18 protein-coding genes and 1 pseudogene are annotated in these 17,882 nt (G+C 47.7%); 14 read left to right on the forward strand and 5 right to left on the reverse strand.

What is annotated here, in order from left to right; translation table 11 throughout:
* The 11 genes and pseudogenes from B7L70_RS13315 to B7L70_RS13320 all read left to right on the forward strand — a co-directional run.
* Window positions 1-276: pseudogene (locus B7L70_RS13315) on the forward strand (hypothetical protein); the annotation flags it as partial.
* 47 nt (window positions 277-323) lie between these two features.
* Window positions 324-827, forward strand: coding sequence for a hypothetical protein (locus tag B7L70_RS04945; RefSeq protein ID WP_081226782.1), 504 nt, complete (start codon window positions 324-326; stop codon window positions 825-827).
* A 111-nt stretch (window positions 828-938) separates the two neighbouring features.
* Window positions 939-1,523 carry a hypothetical protein gene (locus B7L70_RS04950; protein ID WP_081226783.1) on the forward strand — a complete coding sequence of 195 codons (585 nt, stop codon included), beginning with the start codon at window positions 939-941 and terminating at the stop codon, window positions 1,521-1,523.
* Between the two features lie 43 nt (window positions 1,524-1,566).
* On the forward strand, window positions 1,567-1,890 hold the full coding sequence (locus tag B7L70_RS04955) for a hypothetical protein (protein WP_081226784.1): 324 nt from the start codon (window positions 1,567-1,569) through the stop codon (window positions 1,888-1,890).
* 29 nt (window positions 1,891-1,919) lie between these two features.
* On the forward strand, window positions 1,920-3,044 hold the full coding sequence (locus B7L70_RS04960) for a hypothetical protein (protein WP_081226785.1): 1,125 nt from the start codon (window positions 1,920-1,922) through the stop codon (window positions 3,042-3,044).
* A complete protein-coding gene (locus tag B7L70_RS04965; RefSeq protein WP_238376111.1) occupies window positions 3,044-4,033 on the forward strand; it encodes an ATPase domain-containing protein in 990 nt (329 codons plus the stop codon). The genes B7L70_RS04960 and B7L70_RS04965 overlap by 1 nt, the downstream gene beginning before the upstream one ends.
* Before the next feature lie 33 nt (window positions 4,034-4,066).
* On the forward strand, window positions 4,067-5,644 hold the full coding sequence (locus tag B7L70_RS04970) for an ATPase, T2SS/T4P/T4SS family (protein ID WP_081226786.1): 1,578 nt from the start codon (window positions 4,067-4,069) through the stop codon (window positions 5,642-5,644).
* Window positions 5,645-5,650: 6 nt separating this feature from the next.
* A complete protein-coding gene (locus tag B7L70_RS04975; protein WP_081226787.1) occupies window positions 5,651-6,463 on the forward strand; it encodes a ParA family protein in 813 nt (270 codons plus the stop codon).
* 30 nt (window positions 6,464-6,493) lie between these two features.
* On the forward strand, window positions 6,494-6,865 hold the full coding sequence (locus B7L70_RS04980; RefSeq protein WP_081226788.1) for a hypothetical protein: 372 nt from the start codon (window positions 6,494-6,496) through the stop codon (window positions 6,863-6,865).
* Window positions 6,862-7,311, forward strand: a complete 450-nt coding sequence (locus B7L70_RS04985) for a hypothetical protein (RefSeq protein ID WP_081226789.1) — start codon at window positions 6,862-6,864, stop codon at window positions 7,309-7,311. The genes B7L70_RS04980 and B7L70_RS04985 overlap by 4 nt, the downstream gene beginning before the upstream one ends.
* 307 nt (window positions 7,312-7,618) lie before the next feature.
* Window positions 7,619-7,813 (forward strand): hypothetical protein, encoded by a 195-nt coding sequence (locus B7L70_RS13320; RefSeq protein WP_081226790.1) that lies wholly within the window; start codon window positions 7,619-7,621, stop codon window positions 7,811-7,813.
* 3 nt (window positions 7,814-7,816) lie between these two features.
* On the opposite strand, the gene B7L70_RS04995 is transcribed toward B7L70_RS13320, so the two are convergent.
* Window positions 7,817-9,196 carry an acetyl ornithine aminotransferase family protein gene (locus tag B7L70_RS04995; protein ID WP_081226791.1) on the reverse strand — a complete coding sequence of 460 codons (1,380 nt, stop codon included), beginning with the start codon at window positions 9,194-9,196 and terminating at the stop codon, window positions 7,817-7,819.
* A 303-nt stretch (window positions 9,197-9,499) separates the two neighbouring features.
* Here B7L70_RS04995 and B7L70_RS13325 point away from each other — a divergent pair, with 303 nt between their 5' ends.
* Together B7L70_RS13325 and B7L70_RS05005 are read left to right on the forward strand one after the other, a co-directional pair.
* Entirely contained in the window at window positions 9,500-9,673 is a 174-nt protein-coding gene (locus B7L70_RS13325; protein WP_162009105.1) for a hypothetical protein, read from the forward strand.
* Complete coding sequence (locus B7L70_RS05005) at window positions 9,660-11,069, forward strand: LAGLIDADG family homing endonuclease (protein ID WP_143701542.1); 1,410 nt, start codon at window positions 9,660-9,662, stop codon at window positions 11,067-11,069. Before B7L70_RS13325 ends, B7L70_RS05005 begins: the two co-directional genes overlap by 14 nt.
* Before the next feature lie 67 nt (window positions 11,070-11,136).
* Here B7L70_RS05005 and B7L70_RS05010 read toward each other — a convergent pair whose 3' ends face one another.
* A complete protein-coding gene (locus B7L70_RS05010) occupies window positions 11,137-12,072 on the reverse strand; it encodes a hypothetical protein (protein ID WP_081226794.1) in 936 nt (311 codons plus the stop codon).
* 132 nt (window positions 12,073-12,204) lie between these two features.
* On the opposite strand from B7L70_RS05010, the gene B7L70_RS05015 reads away from it, so the two are divergent.
* Window positions 12,205-13,710, forward strand: coding sequence for a hypothetical protein (locus B7L70_RS05015; protein WP_081226795.1), 1,506 nt, complete (start codon window positions 12,205-12,207; stop codon window positions 13,708-13,710).
* A 6-nt stretch (window positions 13,711-13,716) separates the two neighbouring features.
* On the opposite strand, the gene B7L70_RS05020 is transcribed toward B7L70_RS05015, so the two are convergent.
* The 3 genes from B7L70_RS05020 to B7L70_RS05030 all read right to left on the reverse strand — a co-directional run bounded on the left by B7L70_RS05020 (window position 13,717) and on the right by B7L70_RS05030 (window position 17,866).
* Window positions 13,717-14,997: a cytochrome ubiquinol oxidase subunit I gene (locus B7L70_RS05020; RefSeq protein ID WP_238376112.1), complete on the reverse strand. Its 1,281-nt coding sequence runs from the start codon at window positions 14,995-14,997 to the stop codon at window positions 13,717-13,719.
* Window positions 14,987-16,384, reverse strand: coding sequence for a cytochrome ubiquinol oxidase subunit I (locus tag B7L70_RS05025; RefSeq protein WP_081226796.1), 1,398 nt, complete (start codon window positions 16,382-16,384; stop codon window positions 14,987-14,989). The genes B7L70_RS05020 and B7L70_RS05025 overlap by 11 nt, the downstream gene beginning before the upstream one ends.
* A 162-nt stretch (window positions 16,385-16,546) precedes the next feature.
* On the reverse strand, window positions 16,547-17,866 hold the full coding sequence (locus B7L70_RS05030) for an FAD-dependent oxidoreductase (protein ID WP_081226797.1): 1,320 nt from the start codon (window positions 17,864-17,866) through the stop codon (window positions 16,547-16,549).
* Window positions 17,867-17,882 lie beyond the last annotated feature (16 nt).

The raw sequence follows: 17,882 nt of genomic DNA on the forward strand, positions 1-17,882 counted from the left end.
GCCTACATCATAGAGTACCTAATCCACCCGACATCGTTTGGTCGATCGACCGCCCTTTCGGAGGCCATCACCCACGCAAAGAGGCCGATCCTTGGGGCGTTATTCATATTCCTCGGGATATACATAGTGCTATTTATCATGGGACTTGCCAGCGGGAACGCAACCCTCACACAGAACGCCGGCACATACGCCCTAGAGATACTCGAGGCAATGCTCAGAGAAACAGCAAGCGTCTTCAGCCTCCTAATCAAGCACGCCCTAAGCACAACACCATAACCAATCAAGACAAACCAACCCCTTAAAAACCACCTAATTTCCTCCCGATGACAGGCAAACCACTAACAAGGTTTGTTGGGAGGATAAAGTCAATAAAGGCTAAGCAAACCAACGCCAAAAGGAGTTTGGCGAGGAGTGGTGAGTTCAATATTCTGTGGGCCATAGTGGCTGTTGTTGGTATAGCACTCGGGTTGTTCCTAATCTTCTACGTCTTCCACGGAGCAATGCCATCACTAGGAGCAAGCAACACCTTGACAGTCACCGCTGAGGAGTTGGGTGGGGTGCTTGTCGTGAACATAAAGGCTATGGGTGTTAGTGCCATTACGGTTGAGGCGATAAACCTGGTGCCCAGTGGCTCAAGCGCATCCAGCTGCACCGCATACCTAAACGGCAATTCATACAGTGGAATAACCTCACTGCCGGTCAGTGGATTATCGATAACCCTAAACCCAGGGGACACATTATCAATAACCTGCAGTAGCCTAAGCGGCTCACCAACGCAGGTCGAGGTGGTAACAACAAGCGGTGCATACACGGCACCAATATCGTAAACCAGCACGTTTAATCAAAACCAAAAATCAAAACCACCTTTCCTCTTTCCCCGTCCTCACCCGAACTTCATCCAACCTTTTAATTCAAACAATGTTTCATTGAGTGAGGCAATGAGTAGGGAGCTCATTGATCTAGCCATCGAGAGGCTTAGGGAGGAGTTCCCAAACAAAAGCAGGTCTTGGGTTAGGAGGGCTCTTATTCGATTCATGAAAGGCACGGTTAGGGAGTTCAACGAGAACGTATGGGTTGTTAGGGGATTGCCGGAGCCTGGTGATAGGTACCCAACCTATGTGGTGCGTTTCAAGGACGGTAGGTATTATTGCTCATGCTTCGAGAGCAGTTGGGGTCTCCGCAGAAAAAGCGAGATTTGCACCCACATTGCAGCAGTAATCCTCTACCGAAACTACAGGAAATTGGACAGCGATGTCTATGTCTCTGTAGTGAACATAGAGTGCACGGACTACTACCTGGAGATACCCAGCGAGTTGAAGGGTAAGGTTAGGGTTGTTAAGTCGGTCAGGGTTGTTGACTCAAGCGATAGGTTGAACCCTAGGCATAGGGTCACGTATGTCGTCTACTCAAGCGAGCCCATGGAAATCAAGGCTAGGCTGACCTGCGACGGCGATGTCAGGGAGCTGAGCCTGAAACTGGCGAGGACGAGGAGGTACATAATCGAGCTATTGCGGCAATCCTAAATCATTGATGGTTTTAAATGCTGGGCTGGCTATGGTAGTGTGTATGGCCTTGCCTGATGATGTGATTAAGTTGGTGGTTGAGATAAATGAATTAAGTAGTGATGCGGAAAGGAACATAACGAGCTTCTTTAACGACCTCCAATTATTCGAAACAAGGCTGGAACGGCTTGAGCAAACGTCGAAGGAGTGCAGGAGGATCAAGGACGTGGAGGCTAAGGTGAAGTGCATGGAGGAGTTCGCGGAGGAATTGAAGTACTTGATAGAGAGGATGGACACGATGACCGAGGAGCTGAACACGGCCTACAACGCCCTGAGGGAGTTAATAGACATATACCACAGGAAGATAAAGCCCATGCTCGGGAAATAGCCCCTTTAAAACCACCCCACCATTAACCGATGACATCAATCAAGGAGTACATCGCCGACTTAATATTCGTAATCAAGGCACCGGATGATGGCACGGACCTGGCAGTAAGCGAGGCCTCTAGGCTCTCTAGGTCCTGGTTTAAGATATCCATGCTCCTAAACGTGGTCACCACTCCATGGTTGTTGAGGAGGGGTGGTTATAGGCGTGAGTTGCTTGCCTATGCGCATAGCTTTGTTGCATCGGGCACTGACCCTGACGTAGCCTTCATGGCTATCTTGAATAAACTAAACAATGTGTTGAGTAGTAGGCTCCAGTGGGTTAATGCGAGCTTAACGGCCGTCATTGTCCTCTCGATAATGACTGGCGTGTTGGCTTTCCTAACCATTTTGGGAGCACCGCCAATTGTAGGGTTAATCAACCTACTCTACATACCGCTGATTCACTACTACCAAGTGGAGTTGGTGAAATACGACTACGCCAAACCAATGATTAGCGGCTTGGCTGGGTTGGGCATAGGCTTGGTGGCTTCTTCGTTACTGCTTAGGCTGCCCGGCCTGATGACTGCCGCAGTCTCGATAATAACCTTCGGCATAGGCTTCGCAGCACTATACATGCCCCAGTTCATTAGGTTCGTTAGGGATTATACAGGAATGTATGGTAGGGTGAGTAAGTCCTTCGGTGAGTTGCTCCTGGTTCACGACCCCAAGCCGCCTGTGCCTAGGACACTGGTCGAGAGGGAGTTGGTCCAGCTTTGGGATTATGCGTACAGTAGGGGTTCTAGGGATGTTGTTGAGCGTGTGAACATGGTTGTTGATAGCTTCATGAACTTCATTGGGCAGGTTGTTAGGAGTGGTTTCCTCTACGGCCCATTCATTGCCGTCAGCTACGCACTAATGCTGGCATTAGTGGCAATGCTCCTAGCCCTCCACGCACCGGCACTCGCATCAAGTGCAGTATCTAGTGCCTCGGGAATAAGTAGTGCGGCATCAATAATCAGCGGTTTGGCTAACACAAACGCCCTATTCACAATGCTCATCGCCTTGGGAGCATCAACCTCGGTAATTGTCGGCAAGGCTATGCACTCGATAGGCTTGGGAGTGAGTCTAATCCCAATATTCATGGCACCCATAATAGCCTTAATGGGGTGGTTATAGTGCCGAGGAAGATGAAGACCGAGGAAAAGCCTCAATCAATTGATGACCTTGATTCCTTGAGGAGCTATGGTGTTAGCTCCCAAATGATTGAGAGGCTTAGGGCTGTTGGTGTAACAAGCCTGAAGCACCTGTTGCTGTTTAATGCCGAGGAGTTGATGGAGCTACTCAACCTCTCCGAGCTAGACACCGCAAGGAAGGTGATAATGGCTGCCAGGGAGTTGCTAGAAGACGAACCAAGGCCTATGTCGGCTAGGGAGAGGGTTGATTCATTGAGTAGGCAGAGGGTTGTGAGGACGGGGGTTGAGGAGTTCGATAAGTTGGTTGGTGGCTTGAGGTTTGGTAGTTCGTATGAGTTCGCGGGTGAGTTTGGCGCCGGTAAGACAATAATGTCTTTGCAAATAGCCGTTGCATCGGTTGCACAGTACGGTGTTGGCATTGTCTACATCGATACCGAGAAGACTCTCGATGCGTATTTGAATGGCAAGCTCATTGAGAATATGTGCAATAGATTTGGTATTAACTACGATGAATTCCTTGAGAGGGACTTGGTTGTCTACAACCCAGCCACTGTTGAGGAGCTCGAGGACTTCGTGAAAATAAGGCTTGCCGACCTGGTAGTCAACGGTGGCGTTGGTGTTGTCATTATCGATAGTGTAACAGCCCTATATAGGGCACAGTTTAGGGGTAGGGAGAAACTTGCCGAGAGGCAGCAGAGGCTCCACTACATCCTCGACTGGATCAGGCGATTAACAATAAAGTTCGGAGTACTGGCAATCTACACGAACCAGGTAATGACCATGCCGAGCGGCTACGTCGAGATCAAGCTACCAGTCGGCGGCAATGTTTTAGCCCACACAGTTAATTCAAGGTGGCTCATGCTAAGGCCAAGCAAGGCTAAGCCCGAGGGTGTCATGAGGGCTTTGGACGTTCCAGGGCTAGCGCCCGGCACCGAGGTCGAGTACACAATAGCTGATGATGGCCTCCATTGATTTTGCCTTTAAAAATTAATTAGTGCTTAATCGATGCATGTTTCCAGGCCAAGAGTCATTAGCCAAGGATTGGTTAAGTTCTACACGGTCGAGGGCAAGGAGAACTTCGGGTTGAAGACGAGTATCGAGGTTCACCAAGTCGTTGACCCAACCTACCAAACGCCCGAGTATACGGCATACGTCATTGATGACGTCCCCGACTGGTTAATAGCATTGCCCCTGGATTACATAGCCGATAGGATAGGCTCTGGGGAGAAGCTCGAGACCGCAATCAAGAAGGCATTGGGTCTAATCAATGTTAAGTCAAGTAGTGAAAACATTGATTTAGCGAAGAAGGTCTTTGAGAGGTGGTTGAATGGGTATGGAGCCTTTACACCGCTCTTCCTAATGCCCGATATAACGGACATCTATTTACGCAAACTCGATGATGGCTTGGTTGCTCATGTGAACCATGAGGAGCTTGGTTTAATTAGGGCAATCATCGGTTGGGAACCCTACGAGCTAATCGCTAGGAGAGGTCTCAAGAAGGTAGTCAAGAAGGTAACGCCCAACGACTTCGACCCAGTAGGCTACCTCTTCAGGAGGTTCTCGATTAGGATGAAGACACCGATCACCACTCACAACCCAATGCCCGACCTAGTGGATCCGGAGTACCGCATTAGGATTGCCGTAACCTCGGACCCCGTTGGTAGGCCAACGCCTTGGGTTAGCATTAGGGTCTTGCCCAGGAGTCCTAGGCTGATCACTGAGCTCATTAGGAACAACGTGATCAGCATAGACCAGGCAGCACTACTGTGGCTGCTGGCTGACTACAAGGTCCCTATACTCTTTGTCGGACCAATGGGTGCTGGCAAAACAACACTACAGAACGCCATTGCGTTCTTGCTTGTTGATAGGGTGATTGCCCTGGTGATGGACGTTGTTGAGTTATTCCTGCCCTACCACAGGGTTGTCCTGCCAATGCTTGAGAGGAGGGCGTTTGCTAGGGGCATTGAGTTGATTGATAAGGTTAGGTTAATCAACCATGCGTTGAGGTCTGGCGCAGACATAATCCTAGTAAATGAGGCTAGGGGTGATGAGGAGTTTAGGGCTTTGCTTGAGGCAATGACCCTTGGTCATGGCACAATAACCACATTCCATGCGTACGACTACGAGGACGCAGTAACAAGGCTCAAGGTTAAGGGGTTCAGGGAGGCCGAGAGGTTCCTGGAGGAGGCGGTTATTGTCGAGGTTGGTTTGGCCAAGGAGAATGTTAAGGATGAGAGCGGCATTGTTAGGGTTGTGCATAGGAGGCGCGCTAAGGCTATCATAAACGCCGATAGGCACCTGGATGCATTGGTTAGGGATCACGGGAAGGACGTTATCGATAGGCAACTCCGCTACAGGGTCGACTTCCTGTCTAAAGCATTAGAGCTCAACCCAACACCCGAGCAGTTGGCTACCCTACTCTACGCATTCTACAGGGACCCAGAGGCCGTGTTAGCTGTGAAGCCAAGCCTAGAGGCCATTGAATCCTTAAACCGACCCAAGCTTGAGTTGCCAAGTGAGGTGTCCAACTTAGATAATGAGGCTCTCGGTCCCGAGAAGGGGCCTTTTAAGGAGGATGGGTGATTGGTGATGCTGGTTCCCAGGGTAGTTGCGATTGCCCACTTCAGCGGTAGGAAGGGTGGGACTGGGAAGTCCACGATAGCCGCCAACCAAGCCATTGCGTTGTCGATGACCCTCAAGACCAACGTGGTCCTCATAGACTTCGGCATAGACTCGACGCAAACAAGTTCCAGGCTTTTGGGGATTAATCCAGATAGGCCTGGCGCACTAGATTACATGCTTGGCTTGATCAAGGACGTGAATCAAGTCCTCGTTAGGAGCAACGTTGTGCCAAGCGTGTTCGTAGTACCACCGGGCACGATTAAGTCCTGGAATCTCTGGGGTTCTTCGATAAGTGCAAACCAGGCATTTAACGCCCTTAGGAACCTAATAATCACTGCCTCCAGAACCGCAAACGCGCAGATAGTCCTTATCGACTTGCCTGCGAGTATTGATGATGTGGTTGTGCTACCTGCGTTAATTAATACCAATATCATTAACTTGGTCATGGACTACGCCAACTACGCCGATATCGTACTAGCCGAGCTTGACAACAGCATAGTCAGGCCGTTGAACGTCCAACTGAAACTAAACCCAATAGTCAACGTGGTTTTAAACAAATGGCTACCTAGCTTGGATGCCGTTGAGGCTAAGGCTAGGGCATTCGCACACAACGGTGAGGTTTTCATACTACCAACAAGCTCAATCGTGCAATACCTAACATCAACACTAAAGCCCTTCATACTCTACGAGCCCAAGGGCTCGTTGGAAAAGTTCGTTAAGGAGTTCAATAGGATGACTAACGAACTAGCCAAGCAAGTGAAGGCTCTCCTTGGGTTCTAGTCCCTTTTAAACCCATTACTCATTAAGTCGATGGGTGACGCAATATCGAAGCTGAGGAGCCTTGGGTTCGGTAGTGGTAGTAATCAACAGCAGGGCCAGCAGGCTAATAATCCTCAATTGACTAATGCACAGAGTCAATCTCTCGGTCCTAGGCTTGATAGGCTTGTTCCGGCTGGTAACCCGAGGTTGAGGGCGTTGATTGAGGAGGTCAAGTCGTTCTCAATAATCGAGAAGGCTATTCTAGCCAGGGTCTTGTTCGAGAGCGACGAGGTCGTGAACAAGATAAAGCCCGAGGACTGGATAGCCCTGATTAGGGATAAAATCGGCGAGGAGTACGCAGAAGCCTTCAAGGCATGGCTCGAGGGAAGGGGCGTCAGGGTGGAGAGTGAGGTGAAGCAATGAGTGATAGGGATCTAAGCAAGCTGGATAAAATCGATAACAACCTGGAGAGGATCGTTGCTAAGTTGAGGCAGCGTAAGGTAAAGGTCGAGGTTAAACCACCCGTTGATCGCAAGACCATTAGGCGGTGGAGCAGTAAGTGTGCCAAACCGCTTAGGCAGTTCTGCGAGAAAGTACTAACTGACCTCTACACTCACTACACGCCGGCCTCGGTAAACAACTTACTCAACGAGGTTGTGCAGAGGGGCCTTAGGTTGGAGATAGCCCTAGCACTGGCCAGTCAGTTCGACCCCGTGCTTAGCAATGATGCGTTGCTTAGGAGGTACATCGATGAGGGCTATGTGGATTGGGACTACCTGGTCTCGATAATAAATAGCTTTGGCTACAGGTTTGGCGTGGATGAGCTTAGGAGCTTTCTATCTCAACCGAAGGACCTTAAAAGACAATAACCACTGAGGCGTGGGTCTCGGCGTTAAAATCAGGTGGTTCCTTCTCATTTCAATCATAATAATGGGGATAGCCTACAAACCCTAGCCCTGTTACTAATACCACTACTCATTTATCGGAAACCAGGGATTGACTCACTCGTGTCCCCAAACCTCGCGCCTAGGCTTGAGGTCTTCGAGGGCTCGTGGAGATGTTTCGGTTTTCATAATCATTTGCAACACTTATTTCCGTTGATACCTAAGACGTTAGTTTTCAACCCAACCCTACTATTCTTGCCAGTGACCCTGGGCTCCCGAGACCCGTGGAACCGTGAGCCCTAGGCAACTAGCGGCGGGCTACTGCGGTGAGGGGTTCAGGAAGACCATCGAGAAGGAGGCGTTCATCATTGCGGCATATGGTCTTGGTTTATCCCTATCTCCACTCATCCTGGCGGCTGTCCCTGTGAAGTGTGTAATTATTATTGAGGAGGAGGTAGGTGTTTTAAAGAACGTACTCACTAATTAGTGCTTATTTACGTTCCCTATCAACCCTCTTAATAACGTCTATTATTATGTCCACAGCCTTCTCCGCAAGCTCCATCGGTATGTTCAATGGCGGTGCTATTCTTATCGTAGACTTACCAGCCCCAATTACCGCAACGCCCCTTCTGAATGACTCATAAAGCACCCGCTCTAACTCCTTCACCGCATACTCCTTGGTCTTCTTATCCTTAACTAACTCAACACCTATCATGAGTCCGAGACCCCTTACATCACCTATCAATTCTACCTTATCCATCTCCTCAATGAACCTACGCTTAATGTACTCACCAACCCTCTGGGCGTTTGTCAATAGGTCCTCCTCAGCTATTATGTTTATTACCTCAACACCCGCGGCAAGCGCTACCGGGTTACCACCAAAGGTGTTTGCGTGGGACCCCCTTGGCAGGTCCATAACGCTTGCCCTACCAACAATTGCACCTAGAGGCAAGCCTGCGGCTATTGCCTTAGCCATTGCTATTATGTCCGGCTCCACACCCCAGTGCTCAATTGCGAACCACCTACCAGTCCTACCAAAACCGGCCTGGACCTCGTCATCCACAAGCAATATACCGTACCTATCAGCCAACTTACGCAGCCCTGGGAAGAAGTTTCTTGGTGGAACTACGTAACCACCCTCGCCCTGTATTGGTTCGAAGAATATCGCCGAAACCTCACTTGGGTCAACCATTTTACCGAATACCCAATCCTCGATATAACCAAGGACGGCCTCACCGCACTCCTCCTCGCTCAAGCCCCTACCAAACGGGCACCTGTATGGGTATGGGTACGGTACATGAATCACGTTAGGCAGCATTGGGTTGAAACCAAACCTCTGTATTGGCTTACTGGCGGTTAAGGCCATTGAGCCGTACGTCCTACCGTGAAATGCACCCAGGAATGCCATTACATACGGTCTCTGATTCCTGAAGTGCCCCCTGGCTATCTTCAACGCGCCCTCTATCGACTCAGTACCAGAGTTCGTGTAAAAGACCCTCTTATCGCCACCTATGGGCACGATATCCCTAAGCATTGACGCATGCCTAATCAATAACTCATAGTAAAAGTCGGTCATGCTGTAGTGAGTGAATAACTCAGCCTGCCGTTTAATAGCCTCGACAACACGTGGGTGACTATGGCCAACATTCATCACAGCAATGCCTGAATTGAAGTCTATATACAGATTACCATCAACATCCTCAACAACAGGCCCATAACCCCGCCGAATAACCAATGGGTACCACCGACCAAAGGATTGCATTACTAGGGATTCATCTGCCTTGACTATTTCCTGAGCCTTCGGGCCAGGCGGTTCAACAACTATTTTAGGCACGTCCTTAACATCTATTGGCCAGTACCACCTAGGCATTGTATACGTATTGATTGTGATGAGATTTTAAGTTTTCTTAATAAGTTTTTGCTGGTTTTGCTACTGTTATTTTCATAAGCCCACGTTCTGTGTAGCCTATATTAGCACGACCCTCGGTAGTTTTCGTTGTTTCTGGCTTTATGCGTCTTTGTATTTGGTTTTTGTCTGTGTTGTGGTTGCTTTTAGCCGGTATGGTGTGCATATTGGTGCTCTTCGTTCCTGTGAAGTCTCGTTTACGGTTCAACTTGTCATTAACCACGTTCGTGGTACCTTATAAACCTATTGATAAAATAAGTATTGGGTGTGGGTTGGGGAGACTACGTAATAGCATGGCTCATGACATATCGAGGAGTTGATTGCCAACTATGGAGTTTCGTTTACAGTAAGTGCATGGAATCAAAACTATGTAGTGAAGTAGCCAAAATGCTTGTGGATGAGTTGAGCAAGCATAGGTGTTTTGACAATGCACCGAATTAGGTGCCTTACTGCCTCGGCTGAGGGTGGGTTCAAAATCAATGGGCCGCCGAGAGTCGGCAAAGGCCCAATGACTAGCAAGGAAGTCTCAGATACAAGCAACGAAACCTCCCAGCCCCAACCCACCCAGGCGGGGAGGATAGAAACATGCACGGAGTTAATAAGACAAGCAATGAAGTGTCTAGAAAACAACGACAAACAATGCATCATGAAACTCATCGAGGAGTTAATAAAGGCAAACTGCCACAACGGCTATGCAGTTGGTAAAGAGACTGTGGATAAGGTAAAGGATGTGGTTCATGAGTTATGGTTGGCGAGTGATTATGAGTTTAGGTGTGGGTTGCTAAGGATGCTTAGGGATTTCAATGTATCGAAGAGATGGGTTAGGGATGCGTTACATATAAACGCTGGAGCTCTTAATACGTGGTTCGTTAGGTGTAACATTGACTGGGAGGACAGGGCAGCGAGGTACGAAGTCGTCAAGAAGATCGAGGATTTGCTGAGGAGGTTAGGTTGGAACGAGACTAAGATGTGCGAAGGGTTGTGGCGCTTTGTTGGTGTTGATACCGAGGCGTTTAGGAAATATGGCATGGAGCCGTGCATTTGGCTAAATGGTCTGGAGCTACTGAGCGACCTAAGGAACCCGTACTGGTTTGGGCTAAAGGCTAGTGATTTAGCGGTTGAGGAATACAATAGGAGAGTCGGGTTAGAGCTAGATACTACGAATGCTGTTGATGCCGTATTCTTCTCAACACTGTTAAACACGGTCAAGGCGCCAAGCTTTATCATTAAGTGGGAAAAAGCGGCACCGGCGGCAAAATACGTATCTAAGTCAATCAATTTATCATACTTCATATACCTAGGCATTAATGAGTGGCCTTGGCCAGTCAAGCTAAATGCCAATGAGCTCGAGCGAATACTCAACAGTCTCAGTGATGAGGAGCTAGCCATGTTCATGGCCGGCGAAATCGATGGCGATGGGATGGTGTTATATATCTATGGGCGTGTTTTTGTGGAGGTTGCGGCTTGTAAGGATTGTCCAAAGAGGATGGTGCTTAATGTGTTGAGAAAAATAATTGCCGAGAGGTTCGGCATTATTGGCCGCATTGAGCTACGCAAAACAGCCGATGCCTTAGTGTTCCGTGGTAAAAATGCCGTTAGGCTACTTAGGCGTGTTGCCAAGTACATGCACCATCCACTCCGCCGCCTAAGGGCCGAGTTGATCTTGGCATTTTATGACGGTAAAATAAGCTATGAAGAATTCATGAGACTTTACGGAATGACAAAATATAGGCATAAAGGATCGGACGTGAAGAGGAACCACGCCGTAGGCGCGCCCACCCAAGCGGCCCCACAAACCCACACCCACGGGGAACCAAATACAAACCAAAGAACGTGAAATAAAGTTTATGATGATGCCTATCATAAATAATTAAGTAAATAAGTTATATTTATTATAATAAAGACTATCTAGGAATCAATAACCTTAGCCCAGCCAGTGTTGGCGTGATCACCGCCCTGCCATCGGCTAGGTACCTAACCTTAACTAGGTTCATGCTCGAGATCCTCATTAGTGCCTTAATGACATCATTCCTAGTGACACCCATTGATTGGGAGACCATGTCTATTAAAGAACTCATTGTTGTGAACCCGAGCTCATTCACGGTCTTCAAAATCTCCAACTCAACATCACCCAACTGCGACCTTGTCTCTATAAAGTTGTTGTTGACTGTACCTGCGCCAAGCTTAGTCATTATGACGTCAGCACTGGATCCATTGCTAACCCTTATTAATTTACCGAAGACCTCCTGGGGTATGTGGGTTGTGGTTATTATTAAATCATCAAATATGCCGAGATCGCGTGGTAGCCTATTCGTGACCACGTATATGTTGCCAAAACCCCTAACCTCCTGTAGTGCGTCCTTCATCTCATCGATGTAGTCCGTGGTTATTACGACAGAACCCCTGGTGTTTGTACTAGCCATGTGTGCTAGTATTACTGATGAGACCATGGACTTTATGGGCTCAATAAGTGGTATTGATACACAACCCCTGTTTATCGGGCTCCATATGTTTAGTGTGCTCATGATCCTCATGTAGTAATAAAGTTTCGCTGCATTGTAATCCACGTAAGTCTCCAGTATGTAATTTATGGCGTCAAGGAGTGTGTTAGAGCTAAGCAATGAATCAAGTAGCAGCCTTGAATCATCATCACTAAGATTTAGTATTCTACTCCACAGGACCGCCACCCTAACGCTGATGCTAGGGTTTAGGTTTATGTTTATCCCCGTACTGTTATTGGGATTATTGCATATTGTGGAGAATAGAAAATCACCACTAGGCAGTATACCGTGTATTAGGTGGTCAAGTCCCAGGGACCCGTAAATCAACCAAAGACCCATTTAACAAGACCTACAACCGCACCATTATAAGGTTATTATTGAATTACAGGGTAATCCCTCAACCAATGGTGAGGTGCTGTAATGATGTGAGGAATATTTTAAATGCAGAATTCTCAATCTCTGTTGAATTCGATGAGGCATGTAAGGCTTATGGCTGTGGTTTCGTCGTTATTGACACTTTTGAGTAGTTTCACGTATAATATTGCGATAACCAGGAAAATACCCACTGTGGGTTTGGGCTTATTATCGCTCTTAAATGCATCCATTGCCTTCTCGCTATTACCAACGGCAATCCTCAATTTCGCATATCCAAGGCTCGTTGCCAGGGATGGTGGTGTAAATATAAGGTCCGTGTTGGGTGTATCCTCAATATTTTACCTGGTAACGATGATACTCACCACAGCCTACCTCCTAGGTGTTTGGATTAAGATGGGACAATACGCATTTCTAGTGCTCGTGGTGGCTCTGTTGTCTGAGGTCACCTACTATCTTCAGTCGGTTACGAATTCCGTACTAATGGTTAAGGATAGGGGTAGGTTCGTTATTTCATCGATAATACAGTCAATTACGAAGTTCGTAGTAATCCCAGTGATTATGCTGTTTAAATGGTCTGTTGATGCTGTACTATGGTCAACGTTTGTTATAGTCTTCATACCAACACTCTACGCGTTTATCTATACCTTAAGATTTAACCTGGGCGTTCATAATCTACGCAGATACTTCAGGGAGGTGGTTAGCGCATCTTGGGTACCACTCATGGGTTATGCCATAAACTCCTTCAGAGCCCTTGATGCCATATTCATAGGTCTTCTTGGTTATGCCCAATTGGGTGTTTGGTATGTACTATTCATACTCAGTAAGCCCCTTGGTTACGGCAATACTCTAGTGAGCATAACGTATGGGGAACTACTTGAGAGGGAGAGATTTGGCATTGTTTACAGGGACTTACTAATCATCCTCTTCATATCCACCTACGTCATGTTAGCCCTAGCCCTATTCCCCACAATCTACCTAAACCTTGTTAGACCCGGCATGGAGGGTGAGTTCAGCTTACTTATCCTTCCCGTATTGCTCATGGTCATTAGTGGTGTTTTGGGGAATGTTAATCAATTCATTAGTAATGTGATGCAGGGCATAGATAAGAAAGATATCATCAGCGAAAGCATAAGGCCTGGGGTTTATCTGGGCAGCTTGGTGCTTTATGCCCACTTAGCCGAGCTTGCCTTCACGGTGGTCTACCTAACAACAATGGTGCCCCTAATACTCCTATTCAAGTACTTAGGCTTTGCGTACTATGCCATCCTAGGCGCTCTAGTATCCTCGCTGCTTGCGAATGTAACCGCGTTATTATTTAGATTGAATAGGCTTGGTCACCTTAGAACTATCTTTGGCGGCAGTAATTTATTAAGGGATTACCTGGCACCACTCGTTGTTTCCCTAGCCCTATTACTGGTGGTACGGCATTACTGGGTCATTAAGCTTATGCCAAGTATCTACATATCGCTGGTGCAGGTTGTTGAGGTCTCAATAGCCGTCCTCCTGGTGTACACGGCAGTGTCAATCCTAATATCAGGAACTATGAGGAGGTTGATCAGGGAAATGATGGGTAGGGTTTTAAACGTGATCCTAGGTACGTAAGGGGCATCAGGACTTTAATGGGGACCACTTCCAGGATAGGGCTGCGTATATTACGTAAAGCAGGAGTGCATTAAAGAATGCAAAGACCACGAGTGAGCCATATAATAAGCCCGGCTGCACCTCCACAAGCTGCAACAGGGCGTTCAATTGCGGTGTCAATAATGTGGAAACCTTGAGCGTGTCAGCAACCTGCAATGTGAACTGTAGACCATACGCCTTAACGAGCACAGGGACGGCATTTAGTGGAGGAACTATTGCATACGGTAGGTGGGCAAGCCCATTCATGACCTCGGCACTGTCCATTAGGGCTAGCACGAGAATCAGCTTTAGTGCTGAAACAGCCCTATTTACGTACTTAAAGGAGGCCAGTATCAACACGAGTAATATCAATCCTAGCGCCACGTCTGCGTAGAATATGCCGCTCAGGTTTATTGTTGGTTCATAGACCGAGTAAAGTGCTGAGGGTAGATATGCAGGCGGTTTACCAAGTATTGACCAGGCAACCGTTGGTGAATAGTTGTAAACCTCATACACATAGAGACCGGCAAATATGGCATAGAGTGCACCAAATACTAAACCAACCATGTTGCCAACCCTATAACCAGTTAATCTATAGTCACTCCTATCCACTGAATATCTCCAGCCGAATATCGATGATATCAATATGCCTGTCATCGCTATGGCGCCAAACAACGTGGCCAGGAACAGGGGCGCGTACGTTGGGTTATCAAAGACCTCGCCCCAGTTAATACCTAGGGTGAAGTCAACAATCGAGGTACTACTCTTGAACACCTCAACACCGGCCGGATAGTTTATGAAGGCGAAGACGAGCCTAAACATTGCAGGTATTACGGTTAGGGCTATGGCCATACCATAACCAACCAGCACATGTCTCATAGGCGATAACCTACCAAAACCCCTGTAGTAAAAGCCTATGAAGGGTAGCGCTATGGCGACTCCAAACACAATCGCAACACCCCACACTGGCCACAATAACGCCCCGGCTATGTTCGTGAATATGGGCAGTAACCCAGCCAGGAAGACGGTTATTATGGTACCGAACAAGCCACCTATTGCATAGACAGTAATTAAGTAGCTAGCCATGTTGTGGGCTAGGTCAACATAGACCTGCCTATTGCGTTTATAACCAATATACTCAAGCGTCGGCAACAACCAGCCTAAACCAAGTACGGTATAAACTAACGGCAGGTGAACCGCAAAGGCCCATGCGATTAAGCCTACGGCCACGTCTATCGCCGAGACCATACCCACCACCTCAATACTCAACCACCTTAGTTTCAATCTTCGGCTTTCTTGTTGTATATAGGTAAACCATGAATACAGCCAGCGCCGGCATTGCAACCTCCACTATAATCACTAGGGCGGCAAGCCATAGAGGCATTGATATCGTTGGATTCAGCAATCCACCGTAGCCAACAGGGACACCGGTGATTATTGGTGGTCCACCGCTTGGGTTTGGATCAGCTTGAACCAATATGAATGGGTATCTACCACTCTCTGCGGATACCGAACCTCCTATTGCCGCGAAGGCTGCGAAGAACGGTATTAGGTAGGCGCCACTCCTCTCGAAGAAGTTTGCCAGCGACCTGGCCCAATTAAAACGACCGAAGAAGCCTGGAAATAAGTACCAGAGCGATAATGCTCCAGTCCACACGCCAAGTAGGAATCCAAAGATTACCATGAACACCCAATAGAATACAAATACGAGGTCAGGAGGTCTCACAGACGCTGGCCAGCTATAGTAGCCCCAGAACGCGTGGTTGAATGTGCCATAGGCAAGGAAACTCGTTAGTGGGTCAACCCTAAGTCCACTCCAGAACATGCCCTCAAGAGCCGCCAACTTAAGCGGATCTAAATCAGTAACTAATTCACCCTGGAAGTGCCCTAGCACGAACCCCTCTATTGCCGTTAATACGGCAATGGTTGGTACGAGAACCTTAAGCATCATAAACCTCTCGGGCTTCCTATCACGTACGTATAGGTACAGGTAAATAGCCGTCACAACAGACCAACTAAATATTACGGCTGCCAATATACCATGGAATATGAAAACGTTGGCGCCCCACCAGAACATGTTCCAGGCATCGGCAGGATTCGCCCACTTAACTACGTAATCCGTTAGACCAACCACGTTCTGCCCAGTGGCTTGATAGAGATTGATGACCTCCAGACCAGGTGGTCTCATGCTTAATGAGGCCATGACAGCAAGTATGTTGTAGGCGCTCCAATAGCCACCGAAGGCTGCTGCAATTCCTATCACCCAGTGCAGTGCCTGGTTCTTTATCTTACCCCAGGTGAACACGTATAACGGTAGTATTATGACCTCCATCAGGAACGCAAATAATTCCAGGAAAAACGGTAGGACTATGGCCTCGCCAATTACCGAAATAAAGTTACTCCATATTGTGACGAGACCGAACTCAACAAGCGTACCGAAGGCTGCACCTACACCGAAGAATATCGTGGCAACCACAGAGAATGTCCTAGCAGTATTCAGCCAGAACTGATTATGCGACCTCATGTATAGGTACTCGGCGACAACAGCGATCAATATTGTGCCCAGAAAGCTTGATGCCAAAGCCAGGTGCGCCAGTACACCAGTGGCTGTTATTACCCTAAGTACGGTAGGTGCACCCAGTATTTGGTCTGTCATCAAGTATGGTGAATTAAAACGATAATTTAAATACGGTGTGGCTTTGTGTCAAAAAGCTATAGCCATATGATTGCGCATTCAAAATAACAGCATGGATTAATATAAAATTCTATATTAATTAATATAAAAGCATAAAATTGTATATAATTTAGGGGAATTACGTCACGATTTGAGAAACTGCCTTGCGGCTATGATCAGTGGGTCCCAAACCTGGGTTACAGCAGGTAGGTAAGCCATGTCTGTGAAGAATAGGTCCTCAACGGTGGCGCCCTTCAATATTAAGCCGGCTATTGTATTAACCTTCCCAAGTACGTAAGATCCATCATCACCTATAACCTGAACCCCGAGTATTCTATGTGAGTTCTCATCGATTATGAGTTTTATGATCACATCACCACCGCCTGGGTAGTACCTAGCCCTTATCCTGGACTTGATTACCGTGCTCGCCGGCTTAAAGCCGTAACTCCTCGCATCCCTCTCCGTCAAGCCTGTGGTTGCTATGTATAGGTTCATGAACCTCGTCATTGACGTCCCAGCAACGCCTGGAAACCTCATGCTGAACCCAGCAATGTTGCTACCAGCTACATAGCCCATCTTATTAGCCGTTGTGCCGAATGGATGCCAGTACGGTTTATTCGTTATGGCATGCCTAGTCTCGGCTATGTCGCCGGCAGCGTATACATGTTCATGACTAGTTCTCATGTGCTCATCAACCCACACAGCGCCTGTCTCACCGATCCTAAGTCCGAGTTGTTTAGCTAGCTCTATGTTTGGCCTTATTCCCGTGGCTAAAACTACGAGGTCGACCTCGTACTTACCCGAGTCAGTTATTATTACCTGCCTATCGCTATCCCTATTTATCTCAAGTAATCTCTCATTAAATCTTAGGTTTATCCCATGCTTGATTAACTCATCGATTACGTACTTACCCATATCCTCATCCAATGACTTACGTAGTGGGTAGCCTGACCTGCCAATCATCACCACATCCTTACCCCTAAACCTAGCCGCCTCAGCGACCTCAAGCGCTATATAACCTGTACCAACAATACCAATCCTCCTGGAGGCATTAAGTAGCTCTCTAATTCTTATGGCATCGGCTGGGTGGTGTATTGTGACGACGTGCTCACCCTCAATGGGCACATTGGGTATCGATGGCGAGGCACCAACAGCCAGCACTAGGTAATCCCAATCGAACTTATTATGGCTACTAGTTATTACGTAACCCTCACCAACTTCAACGACTGTTTCGCCAAGCCTAACATTGATTTTCCTAACACTACTGAAGTAATCCGGTGTATAGTGCATGAATAATTCGAAGTTATCAAAAAACCCAGCGAGGAAGTAGGGTATTCCACAGGGAGCGTGGCTAATAATGTTTGTCCTCTCGATAACTATGATTTCAGCATCACCCTTCAACCTCCTAATTCTAGATGCGGCACTCATTCCAGCCGCACCGCCTCCAATAATCACCACACGCATATTGTCCAGTCAGTCC

The sequence above is a fragment of the Vulcanisaeta sp. EB80 genome, assembly GCF_002078205.2.

What these genes read in the sequence shown, in the direction of transcription:
- B7L70_RS05030 (WP_081226797.1), bottom strand. Translation starts at nt 17,866, where the DNA reads ATGCGTGTGGTGATTATTGGAGGCGGTGCGGCTGGAATGAGTGCCGCA.
- B7L70_RS04995 (WP_081226791.1), bottom strand. Translation starts at nt 9,196, where the DNA reads ATGCCTAGGTGGTACTGGCCAATAGATGTTAAGGACGTGCCTAAAATA.
- B7L70_RS05015 (WP_081226795.1), top strand. Translation starts at nt 12,205, where the DNA reads ATGAGGCATGTAAGGCTTATGGCTGTGGTTTCGTCGTTATTGACACTT.
- B7L70_RS05025 (WP_081226796.1), bottom strand. Translation starts at nt 16,384, where the DNA reads ATGACAGACCAAATACTGGGTGCACCTACCGTACTTAGGGTAATAACA.
- B7L70_RS05005 (WP_143701542.1), top strand. Translation starts at nt 9,660, where the DNA reads ATGCACCGAATTAGGTGCCTTACTGCCTCGGCTGAGGGTGGGTTCAAA.
- B7L70_RS04945 (WP_081226782.1), top strand. Translation starts at nt 324, where the DNA reads ATGACAGGCAAACCACTAACAAGGTTTGTTGGGAGGATAAAGTCAATA.
- B7L70_RS04950 (WP_081226783.1), top strand. Translation starts at nt 939, where the DNA reads ATGAGTAGGGAGCTCATTGATCTAGCCATCGAGAGGCTTAGGGAGGAG.
- B7L70_RS04970 (WP_081226786.1), top strand. Translation starts at nt 4,067, where the DNA reads ATGCATGTTTCCAGGCCAAGAGTCATTAGCCAAGGATTGGTTAAGTTC.
- B7L70_RS04960 (WP_081226785.1), top strand. Translation starts at nt 1,920, where the DNA reads ATGACATCAATCAAGGAGTACATCGCCGACTTAATATTCGTAATCAAG.
- B7L70_RS05010 (WP_081226794.1), bottom strand. Translation starts at nt 12,072, where the DNA reads ATGGGTCTTTGGTTGATTTACGGGTCCCTGGGACTTGACCACCTAATA.
- B7L70_RS04980 (WP_081226788.1), top strand. Translation starts at nt 6,494, where the DNA reads ATGGGTGACGCAATATCGAAGCTGAGGAGCCTTGGGTTCGGTAGTGGT.
- B7L70_RS04955 (WP_081226784.1), top strand. Translation starts at nt 1,567, where the DNA reads ATGGCCTTGCCTGATGATGTGATTAAGTTGGTGGTTGAGATAAATGAA.
- B7L70_RS04985 (WP_081226789.1), top strand. Translation starts at nt 6,862, where the DNA reads ATGAGTGATAGGGATCTAAGCAAGCTGGATAAAATCGATAACAACCTG.
- B7L70_RS04975 (WP_081226787.1), top strand. Translation starts at nt 5,651, where the DNA reads ATGCTGGTTCCCAGGGTAGTTGCGATTGCCCACTTCAGCGGTAGGAAG.